This is a genomic window from Mitsuaria sp. CC2, from assembly GCF_048957715.1.
Lineage (GTDB): Bacteria > Pseudomonadota > Gammaproteobacteria > Burkholderiales > Burkholderiaceae_C > Roseateles.
In genome coordinates this window covers 296,939-315,904 of the sequence record NZ_JARVXN010000033.1, presented here as the reverse complement: position 1 = coordinate 315,904, position 18,966 = coordinate 296,939, and the positions used below count along the sequence as shown (strand labels likewise).

Genomic DNA, 18,966 nt, shown 5'->3' with positions numbered 1-18,966 from the left:
GAGCTCAACTGGTCCACCATCGTGTTGATGGTGCCCTTGAGGGTGAGGAACTCGCCCTTGACGTCGACCTCGATCTTCTTGGACAGGTCGCCCTGCGCGACGGCGGTGGTCACGTCGGCGATGTTGCGGACCTGGTCGGTCAGGTTGCCGGCCATGGAGTTGACCGAGTCGGTCAGGTCCTTCCAGGTGCCGGCGACGCCCTTGACCTCGGCCTGGCCGCCGAGCTTGCCTTCGGTGCCGACCTCGCGGGCGACGCGGGTCACCTCGGCGGAGAAGTCGCCGAGCTGCTCCACCATCCGGTTGATGGTCTTGGCGGTGTGGAGGAACTCGCCCTGCAGCGGGCGGCCTTCGGACTCCAGCGCCATGGACTTGGTGAGGTCGCCCTCGGCGACCGCGCCGATGACGCGGGCGGCTTCGCTGGTGGGGTGGACCAGGTCGTCGATCAGCGCGTTGATGCATTCGATCTGCTGGCCCCAGAAGCCGCGCAGTTCGGGGAGGGTGGCGCGCTGCTTGAGGCGGCCTTCGCGGCCGACGACCTGCCGCAGCCGGGAGAGTTCCGCGGCCATCGAGGCGTTCTGCTCGACGACCTCGTTGAACGCGTCGGCGAGCTTGCCGGCCACGCCGGTCCAGTGGAAGGGCAGACGCACGTCCGGGTCCCCGCGGCGCAGCGCGTGCAGCGCCAGCAGCATCGCATTCAGGTGTTCGGCCGGGACCACGGCCACCGCTTCTTCCAAGACGCTCACTTGAGGACTCCCGACGGCCGTCTGATCGCGGCTCAACCGAGGGACTTTAGCCGTACGACAACGCTGACGGGGCCTGGGTTTAGGAGGGGCGGGGCCGGGCACGTGGCTTGCCTTCAGCGGGTGTGGACGGACGGCGGAAGTCGCCCGCGCTGGGTTGCGCGTGGACCGCCGTTGCGTCGTGTTGCATACAGGGAGAAGACTTCGATGTCCGACACATCGGCTCACATGCCGCCCCAGGCGCCGCAGCAGTCGCCGCACGCGCTCAGGGTCCTGGTGATCGACGACGATCCGGAAGGCGCGCGCAGTCTCAGCGAGCTGTTCCGCTGCTACGGCTGCGCGACCTCGGTCGCCTACAGCGGCCGGGTCGGCCTGCGGCTGCTGAAGCTGTTCAAGCCCGAGCTGGTCTTCGTCGACTTCGACATGCCGGACATGAACGGGCTGGAGGTGGTGTCCGAGGCCAAGCTGATCGACGCCGAGGCCGGCCGCCGCACCATGTATGTGTGCCTGACCGGCGGCGGTCCGGAAATCACCGACGAGTCGGCGGGGGCCGCCGGCTTCAACCGCCTGCTCTACAAGCCGCTGAATGTGACTGATCTCCTGGCGGTATTGCTGGCGGCAAGACCGGGCAATTTCTCGGCGTCGGGCGCCGCTCCGGCGATCCGGCCCGCGCGTGTGACGTACAGGGATCGCACACCCAAGCATTGAGGAGGCGGCGAGTGTGGCGGCGACGCCATGACTTGAGCGGAGCGGACTTCCCCTCTGGAGGGAGTTGATGCGATGGCAATCAATTGATTGCCGAAAGCAAATCTGAGCCGTCTGCTGCGCGATCTGAAGGAGCGCGACCTCGTGCGCGCCACGCGCAGCGCGGTCGATGCGCGCCAATCGCTGCTGCAGCTGAGTCCCGCCGGGCGCAAGGCCTTCAAGCCGCTTCGACGCGCGCCGCGAGGCCTGCTGGATCGCCGAACGCGACGGCCTGAACATCGGCAGCGTGGCGCTGGTGCAGGCGCGCGACGAGGCGACGGACGCGATCGTCGGCGGCGTCGCGCAACTGAGGCTGCTGCTCGTGGAGCCGGCCGCGCGCGGCCTCAGACTGGGCGACCGGCTCGTCGCCGAATGCCATCGCTTCGCGCGCGAAGCGGGCTACCAGCGCGTCCGGCTGTGGACCAACAGCCAGCTCGACGCCGCCAAGCACATCTACCGCAGGGCAGGCTACCGGCTCGTCGGGACAGAGCCCTTCCAGGGATTCGGGTTGGCGCTTGTCGGCGAAACTTGGGAACTCGATCTCCAGACGACCGCCTGAGGGCTCCCCCATCGGCGACCGCGCTGGCGTCCTCCCGTTTCCTTTCCCTGATCCATGAATCTCGACCTGTATCTGGACTCGACCGGCCTGCGCGGCGACCTCGCCGATGCCGCCGCCTTTCCTTCGTTCGCCGAGGCTGTGCGCAAGCACCAGGCAGCGCTGCAGGCGTTGCTGACGCCCGAGGCGTTGGATACCACGCCGGTTGCCTGGAGCTTCCGCGTGCCCGAACTCGGCGAAGGCGGCGCCTGCTCCCTGTTCGGGCAACTGGCCGAGCTGCCTTATGAGCTGGCCGCCATCCTGGGCGGGCAGGGCGCGGACAACCAGCGCCTGCTGGCCGAGGCCACGATCGTCACGCGCTACTACCGCGAGCACAGCCGCAGCCACTGGTTCGGCGTCTACCAGGCGCGGCGCAAGTCCGCCGACGAGTCGGTGCTGGTGAAGCTGGCCTACTTCGGCGCCGAGAGCCGGGCCGAGTTCCCGTTGACCGAGGCCTTCGCCGCGGGCAGCAACAACAGCGCCGTCGGCCTGAGCGGTCGCGCGCGGCTGATCAACGACGTGGCCGCCTTCGTGGCCGAGGGCGGCGGCTACTACACCTGCGATCCGAAGGTGAAGGCCGAGGCCTGCCTGCCGCTGCTGGATGCCGACCGGCGGGTGGTCGGCATCCTGGACTCCGAAGCCTTCGACAAGGACTTCTTCGGCGGCGACGAGCTCGCGCTGGTGATCGCCGTGGCGATCACGCTCTCCGATGGGGTGGTCGCACGCTCGGCCGATGCGGTGGGCGTGGGCCGCTGAGGTCGGCTCGCGGCCGCGCACCTCATCCCTTTTGATGAAGCGCCCGGCGGAGCCTCAGGCTTACGCTGAGGGCTCCACTCCTGGAGCCCGCCGTGAGCCTTGAACAAAGCTTCCGCGACAGGACCTTCGTCGTCGACGATCCCGATGCGCGCATCCGCAGCGACGACGACCTGATGGCCTTCGTCGCCATCCCGGGCGGCGGCTTCAAGAAGATCGCCAAAGGGACGTCGGTGCGCGTTCTCGACGTCAGGCTTGAGGAAGCCGGCAGCAAGAAGCGCATCGTCTTCGGCAGGGCCGCCGCGGCGGACGGCGGGGACGTGCTGGGCTGGACCTCGACGCGCAACCTCGCCGGGAGCTTCATGAACGAGACGATCGGTCTCGTGCCGCCCGAGCCCGGCGCGACGCGCTTCGGCCCGAACGCCGCCTGGGACAACGGGGCGTTCCTGGAGCAGCTGGACCTCGTCGCGATCGTGGACTCGAACCTGGAGATCGAGCGCCTGGCGATGAAGACCATCGCGCCGTTCGCGGCGCTGGTGGCGGCCGCGAAGGACGACGGCGTGCGGATCACGCTCAACAGCGGTTTCCGCTCCTACCCGGAACAGAAGCTGCTGCACGACGGCTTCGTGCGCGGCCTGCCGGGTTTCAACACCGCGGCTAAGCCCGGTTTCTCCAAGCACCAGAACGGCATCGCGTTCGACCTCTCCGTCGCCGGCGGCGACGGCAACCCGACCTACGAGTGGCTCAAGCGGCACGCGACCTCGTTCGGCTTCGTGCGCACGGTCAGCAAGGAGCCCTGGCACTGGGAGTTCGACGAGGCCAAGGCGCAGGCCGCGCGAGCGGGCGGCGCCTTCAGGACGCCGAACGTGCGGGACTGAGCGCTCCTCCCAGTCGCGGGATCGCCGCCGCGTCGCGGCGGGCCGACGCAGCCTACACTCCCGCGTTGCAACCGGCCCGGGCAGGGGCGCCCGTGCCGACGGTTGACCGCTGGAGCGCCATGCACGATTCATCCGCCATCTCCGCGATGGCTCCTATCCGCGGCGACATGGCCGCCCGCGTGCGCGCCTTCGACTGGGGCGCGACCCCGCTCGGTCCGATCGAGCGCTGGCCCGCCTCGCTGCGGGCCGTGGTCGCGACGATGCTGGAGTGCCAGCTGCCGATGTACCTCGCCTGGGGCGAGGACCTCATCCAGATCTTCAACGACGCCTACCGGCCCATCCTGGGCGCCAAGGCGGATGCCGCGCTCGGCGGTCGCGCGCCGGAGACCTGGGCCGAGATCTGGGCCACCATCGGCCCGATGTGGCGCCAGGTCCTGGACGGCGAGCCGCTCGGTTTCGACGACTTCAAGCTGACCATCGACCGTTTCGGCTACCCGGAGGATGTCTACTTCAACTTCTCCTACAGCGCCGTGCGCGACGACCAGGGGCGCGCGGCGGGCGTGCTGGTGACCTTCGCCGAAACCACCGAGAAGGTATTGCTGTCGCGCCGGCTGGGCTTCCTGGACGGGCTGGCGCAGGCCACGCGCGGGCTGACCGATCCGGCCGACGTGATGCGGGTGACCGCGGAGCGGCTGGGACGTCACCTCGGCGTCAACCGCTGCGCCTACGCCACGGTGCGCGCCGACGAGGACACCTTCGACGTCATCGGCGACTTCAACGACGGCGTGGCCAGCATCGTCGGCACCTACCGCTTCGGCGACTTCGGCCAGGAGGTGCTGCGCCTGATGCGCGCCGAGCAGGCGTTCGTGAACCACGATGTCGACCTCGATCCGGTCACCGCCGGCTCCGACCTCGGCGCCTATGCGCGCACCGGCATCCAGTCGGTGATCTGCGTGCCGCTGCACAAGGACGGGCGCTTCGTGGCCGCGATGGCGGTGCATCAGCGCGAGCCGCGCCACTGGACGGTCGAGGAGATCGCGCTGGTGAAGGTCGTCGTCGCGCGCTGCTGGGAGGCGCTGGAGCGCACCCGCGCGGAAGCCGCGCTGCGCGAGGAGGCGCGCACGCTGGAGACGCTCAACCGGACCGGTGCGGCGCTGGTCGCGGAGCTCGACATCGGCGCGCTGGTCCAGCGCGTCACCGATGCGGCGACCGAGCTCACCGGTGCGCGCTTCGGCGCGTTCTTCTACAACGGCCTCGACGAGCAGGGCGAGGCCTATCTGCTGTATTCGCTCTCCGGCGCGGACCGCAAGCACTTCGACAAGCTCGGCCATCCGCGGCCGACCGCGCTGTTCGGGCCGACCTTCCGCGGCGAGCCGACGATCCGGCTGGACGACGTGATGGCCGATCCGCGCTACGGGCAGTGGGGGCCGCATCACGGCAAGCCGCCGGGCCACCTGCCGGTGCGCAGCTACCTGGCGGTGCCGGTGATCAGCCGCTCGGGCGAGGTGCTGGGCGGGCTGTTCTTCGGCCATGAGGACGTCGGCGTCTTCACCGAACGCAGCGAGCGGCTGGCCGAGGGCATCGCCAGCCAGGCCGCGATCGCGATCGACAACGCGCGGCTCTACGCGGCCTCGCGCGAGGCGATGGTCGAGCGCACGCGGCTGCTGGAGAGCGAGCGCACCGCGCGGCTGGCCGCCGAGCAGGCGGGGCTGGTCAAGGACGAGTTCCTGGCGACCTTGTCGCACGAGCTGCGCACGCCGCTGAGCGCGATCACCGGCTGGGTCCACATCCTGCGGCGCAAGTTCGGGGACGAGCCGCCCGACCTGAAGAAGGGCATCGACGTCATCGAGCGCAGCGCCAAGGCGCAGGCGCAGCTGATCGAGGACCTGCTCGACATGAGCCGCATCACGACCGGCAAGCTGAGCCTGGAGATCGCGCCCGTTTCCGCGACCGGCTTCACGCTGGCGGCGGTGGAACTGCTGACGCCGGCGGCGGAACGCGCCGGCGTGCGCCTGGGCCTCGAGGTGTCGGCCGATCCCGGCGCGACCGTGATGGGGGATGCCGCGAGGCTCCAGCAGGTGGCGGCGAACCTCATCGCCAATGCCGTCAAGTTCACGCCGCGCGGCGGCGAGGTGCGCGTGCTGCTGCGCGGCGGGCCGACGGCGACGGATCTGGTCGTCGAGGACACCGGCATCGGCATCGCGCCGGCCTTCCTGCCTTTCGTGTTCGAACGCTTCCGGCAGGCCGACGGCTCGATGACGCGGCGTCACGGCGGGCTGGGACTGGGGCTGTCGATCGTGCGCAACCTCGTCGAGCTCCATGGCGGCACCCTGCGCGCCGAGAGCGACGGGGAAGGGCGCGGCTCGCGATTCACGGTGACGCTGCCGGTGATGGGCGCGCGGGCGGTCGATGCTGCGGCGAGGGATGCCGGAACGACCGCGGGTCGGGATCCCGGACCGGCCGATCGCGTGTCGCTCAAGGGCGCTCGCATCCTGGTCGTCGACGACGACGAGTCCGTGCGCGAGATGGTGGTGCGGGCTCTCAGCCTGCAAGGCGCTCAGGTGGTCGCGGCGGCGAGCGGCGCCGAGGCGCTCGGTCTGCTGCCGGGCTCGGAGGTCAACCTGCTGATCTCCGACCTGGGCATGCCGGCGATGACGGGGTTCGAGTTGCTCGCGCACGTGCGCGCGCTGCCCGCCGGGCAGGGCGGGGAGGTGCCTGCGATCGCGCTCACCGCCTTCGCCCGGGAAACCGATCGGCGCCACGCGCTCGAAGCCGGCTTCCGCGCCCACTTCCGCAAGCCGGTGGAATTCCCCGCCCTGGTGCGCGCGATCCAGGAGATGGGGTTGTCCTGACGACGTCAGGCCGCCTGCGCCCCCGGCCGTCCGGCCTCCACCGCGAATTTCGCCGCCGTGAACAGCGGGCTCTTCGCGTCCCACGGCGTCTGCACGCTGCGCAGCTCGGCCTCCAGCCGCTCGGCGCGCAGTTCGAAGCGCATGTAGCCGCGCTGGTCGCTGCGCCCGTAGCGGATGTGCGGATTGAAGGGCAGGGCGTGGTCCAGCCGTGCCTGCTCCATCCCGTTGCTGGAGATCGACGTGCCGCAGAACTCGCTGGCCAACACCGGGGCCTTGTCGTCGTCCCAGTCGAGCTTCAGGTCGGCGACATAGTTCGCATGCACGTCGCCGCCGAGCACGACCGCGTTCGGCACGCGCCGCGCCTCCAGGTCGCGGAGCAGCCGCTCGCGGGCGAAGGGATAACCGTCCCAGCCATCGGTCCAGTAGCGCCCCGGTCCCTTCGCCGGATCCTGCGAGTTGAACCGCGCCATCAGCGTCTGCTGCGCGAGCAGGTTCCAGGGGCGCGTTGCGTCCCAGCTGTCGCGCACCCACTGCTCCTGCGGCGCGCCCAGCAGCGTGCGCTGCGGATTGCGCAGGGACGCACAGTCCTTGAGATCCACCGTGTTGGAGCCGCCGCGGCCCGGTTTCGGGCAGACCTGCGGATCCCGCCACGAGCGGTCGTCGATCGTGACGAGCCGCGCCAGGCCGCCCCAGTCGTAGCGCTGGTTCAGCGTCATGTCGGCACCGCGCGGGCGCTGCTGTTTCGGGAAGGGCTGATGCTCCCAGTACGCCTGCGCGGCGGCGATGCGGCGCTGGTGGAAGCCCGGGGCCAGGTCTTGCGAGACGTCGCCCGCCCAGTCGTTCTGCGTCTCGTGGTCGTCCCAGGTGAGGATCCATGGCGCGGCGGCATGCATGGCCTGCAGCTGCGGATCGGCCTTGTACTGCGCGTAGCGCTGGCGATAGTCGTCCAGGGTCCGGCACTCGCCGCCGCGATGCCGTCGCGGTGCCTTGCTGGAGGCGGCGCTGGCGGACTCGTAGATGTAGTCGCCGAGGAAGAGCACCAGGTCGAGGTCCTGCTTCGCCATGTCGCCCCAGGCGGCGTACTCGCCGTGGTCGTAACGCTGGCAGGAGGCGATGGCGAAACGCAGCGACGAGGTCGCCGCGCCCGGCCCGCCCGCGGCCGGCGCGGTGCGCGTGCGGCCCGCGGGGCTCTGCTGGCCCATCGCCCGGAAGCGATACCAGTACCAGCGGTCGGGACGCAGACCGTCAGGTTCGGCGTGCACGCTGTGGGCGGTGCCGGGCTCGGCCCGCTCGGTGCCGCGCGCGACGACGGTCTTGAAGGCCTCGTCCTCCGCCAGTTCCCACTGCACCGATACCGCTTTCGGGAGCGCCTCGCCCATCAGCCGCGTCCACAGCACGACGCGCTCGGCGCGCGGGCTGCCGGAGGCGACGCCCAGCGCGAACAGCGGCGCGCCGGAGGCGCCGGCGGCGTCGGCATGGCGGAGCAGGGCCGGGGCGCAGCCGGAGGCGAGGGCGGCCTGGAGCAGGCCGCGGCGCGAGGGAGTCCAGAGGCAAGTCATGACCCCGGAATCTAGCCGCGAAATCTGACGTCCGTGCTGTCGTTGTCGCCACCTGTCGCGCTCATGAATCAGGTGTAAGAGTTGGTCAGGTGGAGGCAAAGAACCTGGAAGGATCGTTGATCATTCGCCGCCTTTTCAGATTCGCATGTCGCCCTCATGATGGTTCCCTACCCCAAAGCGGTCATCTCCGTTGCCGCGTTCCTCGCTGCAGCGTCGTTTGCCGCCTACAAGGCCGGGAGCGGTCAACCCCCTGGGCGTAGCCCGGTCACGGCGCCGGTCGCGAAGGGCGGCGGCGGCAACGACATCATCGGACCCGTGCGACCGTCGGCATCGGCCATGGCCGCCGCGGCCAGGAAACCGAAATTCGCGCTGACCGGTGGCGTGCCCACGCCGCCGCCGGTGGTCGCGCCGCCCGCCGTGCCCGCCACGGTGACGGCCCGCACCGCAGCGGCGGTGCCGATGCGATCCGGTCCCGTCGCGACCTCGTCCACTTCGGTCGCCGCCGCGCCCGCGCCGGTCGGCGTGATGGCGCTCTATCTGCCGGGGCCGGCGGCCACGCCGTCGCCGTCGCCCGCACCGAGTCCCGTGCCGACGCCGGCGCCGCCCCCCGCACCGACGACCGCCCCGGCGGTCACGCCCGAGCCCGCGACCACTGTCACGCCGGCGCTGCTGGGGGTGGAGCTCGCGCAGACGCATGTGATCCCGCCCGGCGGCCGCACGCTGCAGTCGCCCAACGAGGCCAAGCTCAACAAGAACCGCAAGCTGCAGCTGGTCGCCGACCGCGCGGCGCTGCTGATGCTGCAGCCCGACGTGGCGGACGGCGCCGTCGTCACGCTGAAGGTCCGCGCGAAGCTGGCCGACGGCCGCACGCTCGGCCCGCTGACGATGAACGCGCCGGCCCGGCTGCCGACGTCGGACGGCGGCGGCGTCGCCTATTCGTCGGTCAAGTACAGCGCGCTGCTGCCCAGGGAATGGGTGCAGATCGGCACGACGCTGGAGGTCGGCCAGACCGACTTCTCGTCGCCCCGCACGATCGCGCTGACCGTCACGCCGGCCACGACGCTGAAGCATCACACGGTGCCGATCTACCTGTTCGGCGCGCGCGCCGCGCAGTCGGTCGTGCCGGACTTCAACCTCGGCGCGACGTCGACGGCGGGTTATCCGATCGACGCTGAATACCGCGAGAAGTTGCCCGTCGCCAAGCTCGACACGCGCGTCGTCGGCGCGGTCACGATCGACCAGCTCGCGGTGCCCGGGCGCAACGACGACAAGTTCTGCTATCCCGCGATGACGGTGTCCTCGTGGGCCGACTTCCGCGCCATCGACGGCGACACGAACAGCCGGATGCTGCGCGTCCTGCGCGACATGCGCGGCTGGACGGCCAACCGCGACCGCGCATTCGCGGCGGGCTTCTACGGCTTCGTCCAGACGATCAGCGGCGGCAGGCAGGTCGCGGCCATCACCGGCGGCGGCCTGGGCGGCATCGGCGTGGCGGTGTCGGGCGTCGACACGCGGCCCGAGGCGATCTACTCGGCCGTCTTCCATCACGAGATGGGCCACGCCTACGGGCTGCCGCATGCGGACACGGCGGCGGAGGCGGGCGACGATCCGTATCCGCAAGGCACGAAGAGCGGCTCGGCCTGGGGTTTCGACAGCGTCAGGCAGCAGCTGCTCACGACGCGTGAATTCAGCGGCCAGTCCTGCGACAACCGCACCGTCGACGGCATCTGCTACCAGCGCACGCCGATGTCGGGCGGCGAGGAAGACAGGTATGCGCAGAGCTACCGGTGGAATGCGTTCTCGGATTACCAGGCGGCGATCCTGCAACAAGGCTTCCTGGAAAAACTCTTCCCGGACGCGACCTTTGACGGCGGCTACAAGCGCTGGAACCGTACGACCGGCGCCTTCGAGAAGGTCACCGGCGAGGACCGCGCACGGGCCGGCACCGACGTCCTGCAGCTCGACCAGCAGGTCCAGACGGTCATCGGCACGGTCTCCCACTTCAACCTCGCGCCGACGGCCAGCACGATGGTCGTGACGCCGGCGTGGACGGGCAACCTGCCGCAGCGCGTCGACCCGACGGTGCAGGCCGATGTGGACCGCATCCTGAGCGACAAGCCGGGCGGCTGGAACGGCTACTACTGCGTCAACAGCGGCTGCGACTACACCCTGGTGGCGACCTACGCCGACGGCTCGGTGCTGCGCCACCTGCTGCCGATCGGCTACCGCGACTGGAACAAGCCCAACGATGCGACCGGCTACAAGCGCGGCGCCAAGGACGCGACCAGCGCGGACAACTTCTCCACCTTCGCCGTGAACCTGCCCACCGGCCGCGGCGGCCTGGTGAAGCTGCAGCTGTTCAGCACGCCGCACGGCTCGCTATGGCAGACGCGCTTCACCGTGCTGAACGCCGCGGATCTCGGCGGCAGCCTGCCGCTGGTCAACGAGTGGACGCCGGCCGATGCGAACACCGGCGGCCGAGGCGCCTCGGGCACGACGCAGTTCGACGTCGCGTCCTGCAAGGTCGGCGCCGTGGTGAAGCGTCCCACGCGCTGAGCGGCCTCGCCGTCCTCCGCAACACCTGACCCCGCGATCTGGGGCGCAGGCCCGGACCAAGAGCCGCGATGGTCCTGAAGAAAGCCGCGCGGAACGTGTGCCGCGGCTGAATCAGGTGTAAGAGTTGGTCAGGCATGAATGCGCTTTCAAGCCTGATCCACGATCATCGCGGCCCGATCCGATTTGCTCCTCGCCCGTGATGAACTGTCCTCGCCCGCCGCATGTGCTCCCTTCCGTCGTTGCCTTGATCGCAGCCGCCGCCATGGCCGCCTGCGGCGGCGGCGACGGTGGCAAGGACACCACGCCCACGCCGACGCAAGGCACCACGCCCAGCGAGGGCGGCGGTGGGGCAGCTCCGGCACCGTCTCCTGCACCGGCACCGGCACCGGCACCGTCTCCTGCCCCCTCTCCAGCGCCTGTGCCCGGACCTGCACCCGCGCCGGCCCCTGCGCCCGGACCTGCACCGGCTCCCGCACCAACTCCTGCGCCTGCACCGGCACCGGCACCGGCACCGGCTCCCGCGGCGACGCCCGAGTTGCGCGGCGTCGAGCTCGCGCAGACGCATGTGATTCCGGCGGGCGGCCGCACGCTGCAGTCGCCCAATGAGGTCAAGAACAACACGAGCCGCAAGCTGCAGCTGGTGGCCGATCGCCCCGCGCTGCTGATGCTGGAGCCGGCCGCCGGCGTGACCACGCTGGTCGTGCGCGCGAAGCTGGCCGACGGCCGCACGCTGGGTCCGCTGACGATGAACGCGCCGGCCAAGCTGCCGGCGGCGGACGGCGGCGGCGCCGCGTACTCGACGGTCAAGTACAGCGCGCTGCTGCCCAAGGAATGGGTGCAGATCGGCACGACGCTGGAGGTCGGGAACGTCGACTTCTCATCGGCGCGCAAGGTCGCGCTGACGGTCACTCCCGCGACGACGCTGAAGCACCACACCGTGCCGATGTACCTCTTCGGCGCACGCGCGGCGCAGTCCGTCGTGGCGGACTTCAAGCTGGGCGCCGCGGCGACGGCCGGTTATGCGATCGATGTCGAGTACCGCGAGAAGCTCCCCGTCGCGAAGCTCGACACGCGTGTGACCGGCGCGGTCACCCTCGACCAGCTGGCGGTGCCCGGCCGCAACGACGACAAGTTCTGCTATCCGGCGATGACGGTGGCCTCGTGGGCCGACTACCGCGCCATCGACGGCGACACCAACGCGCGCATGCTGCGCATCCTCGGCGACATGCGCGGCTGGACGGGCAACCGCGACGGCTCCTTCGCGGCGGGCTTCTACGGCTTCGTCCAGACCCTCAGCGGCGGCAAGCAGGTCGCGGCCTCGACGGGCGGCGGACTCGGCGGCGGCGGCGTCGCCGTGTCCGGCGGCGACTACCGGCCCGACACGATCTACTCGGCGATCTTCAACCACGAGATGGGTCATGCCTACGGCCTGCCGCATGCGGACGCCGCGGCGGACGCGGGCGACGATCCGTATCCGATGGGCACGAAGAGCGGATCCAGCTGGGGCTTCGACAGCGTGAAGCAGCAGCTGCTCACGACTCGCGAGTTCAGCGGCCAGGACTGCGGCGCGCGCACCGTGGGCGGCGTCTGCTACCAGCGCACGCCGATGTCCGGTGGCGACGACGACCGCAACGCGCAGACCTACCGGTGGAACGCGTTCTCGGACTACCAGGCGGCCATCATGCAGCAGGGCTTCCTGGACAAGATGTTCCCGGATTCGAGCTTCGACGGCGGCTACAAGCGCTGGAACCGCACGACGGGCGCGTTCGAGAAGGTCTCCAACGACGACCGCGCCCGCGCCGGCACCGACGTGCTGCAGCTCGACCAGCAGGTGCAGACGGTGATCGGCACGGTGTCGCACTTCAACCTCGCACCGACGGCCAGCACGATGGTGGTGACGCCGGCCTGGACCGGCAACCTGCCGCAGCGCATGGATCCGACGGTGCAGGCCGATGTCGACCGCATCCTGAGCGACAAGCCGGGCGGCTGGAGCGGCTACTACTGCGTGTACAACGGCTGCGACTACACGCTGGTGGCGACCTATGCGGACGGCACCGTGCTGCGCCATCTGCTGCCGATCGGCTACCGCGACTTCAACAAGCCCAACGACGCGACCGGCTACAAGCGCGGCGCCAAGGACGCGACCAGCGGCGACAACTTCGCGACCTACGCGGTCAACCTGCCGACGGGCCGCGGCGGATTGACGAAGGTCCAGCTGTTCAGCACGCCGCACGGGTCGCAGTGGCAGACGCGCTTCACCGCGATGAGCGCGGCGGACTTCGGCGGCAGCCTGCCGCTGGTGAATGAATGGACGCCTGCGGACGGCGTCACCGGCGGCAAGGGCGCGCCGGGCACGACGCAGTTCGATACCGCGTCGTGCAAGGCGGGCGCGACGGTGAAGCGGCCCGCGCGCTGAGGCAGAGCGGCGAGGGCGCTCAGTCCGCCGACATGTTGGCGCTGCGCGCCACCTTGCCGAGCCGCTCGTACTCCTGCGCCGACAGCGTGGCGAGTTCCGCGGCGGTCGAGGACTTCGGCGAGAAGCCGGCGGCGACGAGCTTCTCCTTCACACCGGGATCGGCGAGCGCGGCCTTCAGCGCCTGTTCGAGCCGGCGCACCACGGGCGCGGGCAGGCCGGCGGGGCCGTACACGCCGAACCACGGTTCGATTGCATAACCCGGCAGACCGGCCTCGGCGAGCGTGGGCACGTCGGGCAGCGACGGGTTGCGCTGCGAGCCGGCCACCGCCAGCGCGCGCAGCTTGCCGGCCTGGATGTGCGGGAGGGAGGCGGGCAGGTTGTCGAAGGCCACGGGGATCTGGCCGCCGATGAGGTCCGTGATCAGGGGCGCGCTGCCCTTGTAGGGCACGTGCACCCATTCGGTGTGGCTGAGCTGGCCGAACAGCACGCCGGCCAGATGCATGGAGGTGCCTGCGCCGGCCGTGCCAAAGGGCATGCCAGGGTTCTTCGCGACATGCGCGCGCAGTTCCGCGACGGTTTTGACGGGCACGGACGGCGAGACCTCCAGCACGATCGTCGAGTTCCCCAGCAGTCCGATCGCGCTGAAGTCCTTGCGCGGGTCGAAGGACATCTTCTTGTAGATGTGGGGATTCAGCGCGTTGGTCGAGATGGCGCCCATGCCGACGGTGTAGCCGTCGGGCGCGGATTTGGCCACCGCGTCCATGCCGAGGTTGCCGCCGGCGCCGCCGCGGTTCTCGATGACGACGGCCTGTCCCAGCGTCTGCGCCATGTGCGCGCCGACGGTGCGCGCGACCAGGTCGGTGGTGCCGCCGGCCGCATAGGGCACGATGAAGCGGATCGGTTTGGAGGGGAAGTCCTGCGCCATCGCGGGCAGGACGCCGAACGCGACCAGCGCTGCCGTGGCGATGGCGACGGCGCGGCGGGACGAGCCCGAGGAGGTCGGGCGCTGGGAGCGGGAAGTGGCGCGGAGGGCAAGGCGGGGCATGGACATGGTGTCTCCTGATCTTGTGGATCGATGAGACGTCGATTCGCCGCGCGTCGCGAGCGTGAATACCCGGGCCGGGCGGCGTGGCGCACGCGCAGATCGCCCGTGGTCGGGCGAAGTGCGCGCGGCTCGCCCCCGGCTGGGTCTCCGCTCCTCAGTCCGGCTTGATCTTCGCGGCGGTGATCAGCTTCGTGTAGCGCTCACGTTCCGCGTGGAGGTGCTTGGCGAAGGCCGCGGCGTCGCCGGGCGTGCTGTCGCCGCCGGCCTGGGCCAGGCGCTCCTTCACCTCGGTCGAGTGCGCGGCCTTGACGGCGGCGGCGCTCAGCGCGGCGAGCACCGGCTTGGGCGTGCCGGCCGGCGCCATCAGGCCGTACCAGACGGAGGCCTCGAAGCCGGGGAAGCCGGACTCCGCGATCGTCGGCACGTCGGGGAACAGGGCGGAGCGCTTGGCGCTCAGCACGGCGAGCGGGCGCAGCTTGCCGCTCTTCGAGTGGGGCAGGATCTCCAGCGCGTTGAGCGCCACGACGGGCACCTGGCCGCCGATGACGTCGGTCAGCGCCTGGGCGCCGCCCTTGTAGGGCACGTGCATGAAGTTGATCTTGGCGGCGCTGGCGAACAGCTCCATGGCCAGATGCGGCGTGGAGCCGTTGCCGGGCGTCGCGTAGCCGACGGATTCCGGCTTGGCCTTGGCGGCCTCGATCAGCTGGGCGAGCGTCTTGTAGGGCGACTCCGGGTTGACCGCGATGATGACCGGCACGCGGCCGATCAGGGCGACCGGGGCCAGGTCTTTCTCGACGTCGTAGGGCGCGGGCTGATAGAGGGCCATGTTGGCCGCGACGGCGTTGGCGGCCATCAGCAGCGTGGCGCCGTCGGCCGGGGAGGTCACGACGGTGCGGGCGGCGATGTTGCTGCCGCCGCCGGGCTTGTTGTCGACGATGACAGGCTGCTTGAGTTCGGCCTGCAGCCGCACGGCGACGGCGCGGGCCACCACGTCCACGGCGCCGCCGGCGGAGTAGCCGACGACGATCTTGACGGGGCCCGACGGGAGGGATTGCGCGAACGCGAGCGGAGCGGCGAACGCCAGTGCGGCGCCGGCCCAGAGGAATGCTTGTCTCTTCATGGGGACCTTGTGGGGGAATCGGCGCCGGGGACGGCGCGCGGAGGGGCGGACCGGGAAGATCCGCCCGCGCGCATTCTGGTCGGGGACCTCGTCAGGACCAATGCTGGAATGGCGCTAGCTGTTATGCCGGGGCGGCATGGCTTGCATGGGGGCGTGAGCGCGTCACAGCAAGTCTTCCGCAGAGACCTGAGGAATCAACGACGCGTGCCTGGCGAGGAGCTCGCAACGATGCCGCAGACGCGCGGCCATGGCGTCGAGCAGCGCCGTGGTCACGCCTTGCTCTTCCAGCGCGGAACGCGAGTCGTTGAGCGCCTTGGGCAGTCGAGTGCTCAAGGCCCGGACGCGCGTGGCCAGTTGCCGCGGGGCGAGGCCGCATTCCATGGCCATGCTCGCCCACTGGAAGGCTCCGAGCTCCTCCAGATGGAACGCGTCACCGATGCCCATGGCGAAGCTCGTGCTCATGTGTTCGTCTGCGACGGCTTCGACGTCCACCAGGTCGTAGGCCGGGGCAAGGCTCAGTAATCCGGCGCGCCGTTCGATGAAGAACGACCAGTTCTTTCCATGCGCATCGGTGTTGCCGATGAGCACGTTGAAGATGAGCCGGTCCACGAGCTGCATGCGCATGGACAACGGGGAGGCACTCGCTGCCGAAAGACCGAACAGCTGGCGCAGCGAGGCGCCGTCGCGGAGATGCTTCACCGCCTCCTGATCGCCGTAGGCGCGCTCGTACTTGAGTTCCGGCGTCAGGCCCAGTCCTTGGCAGGCGTCGATGATGTGCAGCCGCTCCACGCGGCCGTCCGTCGAGCGCCTGCGATCGAAGCGTTCGACGAGGAGCACCGGTTCCGGCACATGCAGCAGTCGCGTGCGTGCAGTCGGAATGCCCACGGCCGCTGCCAGATGCATGCAGACATGCTCGATGGCCGGCAGGTCGCCGAAGCGCGGATTCTGCGGCGCGGGCTTGAGGATCACGGTCGAGGCGAAGCCGCCGCCATCGGCGAGGAAGAGCTCGCCGTGGTCTTCGAACACGGCGATCTTGTCCTGCAAGCCGGCGATGGCCGGTTGGAACTTGCCGTCCCAGATCGAGAAGGGCGTCGACGCCCGGTCACGGATACGCTCGCTCAGTTCACTGAGCGGCAGCGCACGCATTTCCGCGCCTGAGGCAGGTGGCGTGGTGGACTCTCCCGCGCGAGTGATGCTCAACGCGCCGGTGGTTTCCGCGCCTACGGCCGCCAGCAAACTGGCGAGGTTTGTCTTCGACAACCCGTTGGCCTGCGCTGCCACTTCCAGTGCCTGACCTTCCGGCAGCAGGTTCTGGAAGAAGGAGCCGCCCATGGCAGTGGGTGTCGTCGATGGCAGCGGGTGGAAGGGAGTTCCGTTCGGCTTCGACGTGTCCGATCGCATCGGCATCCGAGGGCTCAAAGGAAAGCTGTCCTCCGATCGGAACCAGTCCTCGTCGTAAACGAAGTCGAAGAGGTCGCGTGCCGGATCCCGGCTCAGCGTTCCGATCCGCCGGCCCGAAGTCCGGATCGCGAGATGGACTGGGTACATCGATGCTCCTGTGAGCGATGCACTCTATGCGGCGTGTAGGCGAGTGGCCATTCCCCGGATAGGTTGACCTGCTTGAGTAGTCGCGTCAGCGCCTGCGCTTCGCCTTCGGTGCGAACAACGCCTCTGCCTGCTCCAGGAACATCCGCGCCAACGGCGCGCGCGGGCTTTGCGCGCTCCAGACGAAGCCGCTCTTGCGGACCGGCGCCGTGCCGGGCAGCGGCACCTTCTGGATCGACAGCCCGCTGGACCACAGCGCCGACCAGTCCGGCAGCAGCGAGATGCCCAGCCCCTGGTCCACCATCGCCGCGATCGACATCAGGCCGTTGATCTCCAGCCGGCGTCGCGGGGTCAGGCCTTGCTGGCGCAGGTAGCGGTCCGCCAGTTGCCCGCCGAGCACCGACCGGTCGTACTGGATGAAGGGCTCCGTGCGCAGCAGGTCGTGCGCGTCGCGCCGGGCGAGCTCCTTGGGCGCCACGACGACCAGCGGCTCCGTCATCAGCTCTCGCCACTCGCAGGTCTTGGGGATCGTGAACTGCGGCTCGACGACGACCGCAGCGTCGAGGTCGCCGGCGGCGACCATCCGGACCAGTTCCGTCGACGCGTTCGAGACCACCGAGACCGAGAGGTCGGGGTGACTCGCATACAGGCGCCGCAGCACCGGCGGCAGCACTGTCGTCAGCGCCGAGACGAACGCGCCCAGCCGCAGTTCGCCCAGTTGGACCTTCTCGTTGGCGAGCGCGCGCAGGTCGCGCTCCTCGCGGAGCATGTTGCGCGCGCGGTCGAAGATGTTGAGCCCCGCCGCCGTCGGCTTCACCGAGCGCCCCGAGCGCCGGATCAGCGGCGTGCCGAGGTCGTCCTCCAGCGCCTTCAGCCGGGCGGCGACCGCCGGCGCGGTCATGTCCAGCCGACGCGCGGCCTCCGCGATGGAGCCGCATTCCACCGTCGTCACGAAGCTCTGTACGTAGCGCAGATCCATTCCCTCGTCCTTCGTCCTTCATTGCGCCGGGCCGGACCGGCGCTCCAGAACATAAAGAATTTTTTGCTCTGAAGCAATGGGAAGCAAATTGTTCTCAGGTCGCGTTTGACGAAACATGCGACCCACAACAGCGCCATCCTCAAGGCCAGGAGACAACATGCCCCGCTCATCCCATCCGAAACCCGGTGTCGACCGACGCCAGGTCCTTGCCGCCGCCGCAGGTGTCGCGGCGTCTTCGCTCGCGCTCGGCGGTCCCGCCGTCGCGGCGACCTGGCCGGACAAGGTCATCACGATGATCGTCCCGTTCTCGCCCGGGGGCGCCACCGACATCATCGGCCGCATCCTCGCGGCGGAGCTCTCCACCGGGCTGGGCAAGCAGGTCATCGTCGAGAACCGCGCCGGCGCGGGCGGCAACCTCGGCGCGCAGGCCGTCGCCAAGGCCGCGCCGGACGGCTACACGATCCTGATGGGCGCGATGACCTCGCACTCGACCATCGCGACGCTGGAGAAGGGCAAGGTCCGCTACGACCTGGTCAAGGACTTCCAGACCGCCGCCGTCGTCGGCAGCGTGCCGCTGGTCTTCGTGGCCAACACCTCGGTGCCCGCCAAGTCGCTCAAGGATCTCGTCGCCTACATCCAGGCCAATCCGGGCAAGGTCTCCTTCGGCTCGTCGGGCGCCGGCGCGCCGCAGCGCATGGCCTCGGAGATGCTCAAACTCCAGGGCAAGCTCGCCACCGAGAACATCCCCTACCGCGGCAGCGGTCCGGCCGTGACCGACCTGGTCGCGGGCCAGCTCCAGTTCATGGCCGAGACGGTGCCGGCGGTGCTGCAGTTCATCAGGGGCGGCAAGCTGACGCCGCTGGCCGTGGCCGCCTCCACGCGGGATCCCAACCTGCCCGAGGTGCCGACGACGGCCGAGGCGGGCTTCCCCAACCTGGAGGTGACCTCGACCTTCGGCGTGCTGGTGCCCGCGGGCACTCCGGCCGAGGTCGTGGCGCGCCTGAACGCCGAGATCTACAAGGCGCTGCGCAAGCCCGAGGTGCTGGCACAGTTGGCCCAGCAGGGCGTGGTGGCGCAGGCGCCGTTGACGCCGGCCGCCGCGCAGGAGCGCCTCAAGGGCGAAGTGACGAAATGGGCCAAGGTCATCGCCGCGGCCAACATCAAGGCAGACGAGTGAGGCAGCT

The 18,966-nt window shown here is 70.1% G+C and carries 13 protein-coding genes and 1 pseudogene; 8 read left to right on the top strand and 6 right to left on the bottom strand.

What is annotated here, in order from left to right:
- The coding region (locus PV762_RS22940) for a HAMP domain-containing protein (RefSeq protein WP_421037295.1) at nucleotides 1-689 on the bottom strand (689 nt) is incomplete at its 3' end.
- Between the two features lie 258 nt (nucleotides 690-947).
- Here PV762_RS22940 and PV762_RS22935 point away from each other — a divergent pair.
- From PV762_RS22935 to PV762_RS22915, 5 genes and pseudogenes are all read left to right on the top strand, one after another.
- Nucleotides 948-1,448 (top strand): response regulator, encoded by a 501-nt coding sequence (locus PV762_RS22935; protein ID WP_421037279.1) that lies wholly within the window; start codon nucleotides 948-950, stop codon nucleotides 1,446-1,448.
- A gap of 229 nt (nucleotides 1,449-1,677) precedes the next feature.
- Nucleotides 1,678-2,043 (top strand): annotated as a pseudogene (locus PV762_RS22930) (GNAT family N-acetyltransferase); the annotation flags it as partial.
- A gap of 54 nt (nucleotides 2,044-2,097) precedes the next feature.
- Nucleotides 2,098-2,835, top strand: coding sequence for a GAF domain-containing protein (locus tag PV762_RS22925; protein WP_421037278.1), 738 nt, complete (start codon nucleotides 2,098-2,100; stop codon nucleotides 2,833-2,835).
- Between the two features lie 92 nt (nucleotides 2,836-2,927).
- Entirely contained in the window at nucleotides 2,928-3,710 is a 783-nt protein-coding gene (locus PV762_RS22920; RefSeq protein WP_421037277.1) for a M15 family metallopeptidase, read from the top strand.
- 119 nt (nucleotides 3,711-3,829) lie between these two features.
- Nucleotides 3,830-6,562 carry a GAF domain-containing protein gene (locus tag PV762_RS22915; RefSeq protein ID WP_421037276.1) on the top strand — a complete coding sequence of 911 codons (2,733 nt, stop codon included), beginning with the start codon at nucleotides 3,830-3,832 and terminating at the stop codon, nucleotides 6,560-6,562.
- Between the two features lie 5 nt (nucleotides 6,563-6,567).
- On the opposite strand, the gene PV762_RS22910 is transcribed toward PV762_RS22915, so the two are convergent.
- A complete protein-coding gene (locus PV762_RS22910) occupies nucleotides 6,568-8,121 on the bottom strand; it encodes an alkaline phosphatase D family protein (protein WP_421037275.1) in 1,554 nt (517 codons plus the stop codon).
- Between the two features lie 156 nt (nucleotides 8,122-8,277).
- Between PV762_RS22910 and PV762_RS22905 the strand changes: the two genes are divergently transcribed.
- Both PV762_RS22905 and PV762_RS22900 read left to right on the top strand, forming a co-directional pair.
- Nucleotides 8,278-10,677, top strand: coding sequence for a M66 family metalloprotease (locus PV762_RS22905; RefSeq protein WP_421037274.1), 2,400 nt, complete (start codon nucleotides 8,278-8,280; stop codon nucleotides 10,675-10,677).
- A gap of 244 nt (nucleotides 10,678-10,921) precedes the next feature.
- The gene (locus PV762_RS22900; protein ID WP_421037273.1) at nucleotides 10,922-13,093 is read left to right on the top strand and encodes a M66 family metalloprotease; all 2,172 of its coding nucleotides are present in this window, start codon (nucleotides 10,922-10,924) and stop codon (nucleotides 13,091-13,093) included.
- A 19-nt stretch (nucleotides 13,094-13,112) separates the two neighbouring features.
- Here the strand turns inward: PV762_RS22900 and PV762_RS22895 are convergent, their stop codons facing one another.
- From PV762_RS22895 to PV762_RS22880, 4 genes are all read right to left on the bottom strand, one after another.
- On the bottom strand, nucleotides 13,113-14,138 hold the full coding sequence (locus PV762_RS22895) for a Bug family tripartite tricarboxylate transporter substrate binding protein (protein WP_421037294.1): 1,026 nt from the start codon (nucleotides 14,136-14,138) through the stop codon (nucleotides 13,113-13,115).
- Between the two features lie 154 nt (nucleotides 14,139-14,292).
- The gene (locus PV762_RS22890) at nucleotides 14,293-15,258 is read right to left on the bottom strand and encodes a tripartite tricarboxylate transporter substrate-binding protein (protein WP_421037272.1); all 966 of its coding nucleotides are present in this window, start codon (nucleotides 15,256-15,258) and stop codon (nucleotides 14,293-14,295) included.
- Between the two features lie 162 nt (nucleotides 15,259-15,420).
- Entirely contained in the window at nucleotides 15,421-16,806 is a 1,386-nt protein-coding gene (locus tag PV762_RS22885) for a HipA domain-containing protein (RefSeq protein ID WP_421037271.1), read from the bottom strand.
- A gap of 85 nt (nucleotides 16,807-16,891) precedes the next feature.
- Nucleotides 16,892-17,782, bottom strand: a complete 891-nt coding sequence (locus PV762_RS22880; protein WP_421037270.1) for a LysR family transcriptional regulator — start codon at nucleotides 17,780-17,782, stop codon at nucleotides 16,892-16,894.
- Nucleotides 17,783-17,939: 157 nt separating this feature from the next.
- On the opposite strand from PV762_RS22880, the gene PV762_RS22875 reads away from it, so the two are divergent.
- Nucleotides 17,940-18,959 carry a Bug family tripartite tricarboxylate transporter substrate binding protein gene (locus tag PV762_RS22875; protein ID WP_421037269.1) on the top strand — a complete coding sequence of 340 codons (1,020 nt, stop codon included), beginning with the start codon at nucleotides 17,940-17,942 and terminating at the stop codon, nucleotides 18,957-18,959.
- The last annotated feature ends 7 nt before the right edge of the window (nucleotides 18,960-18,966 follow it).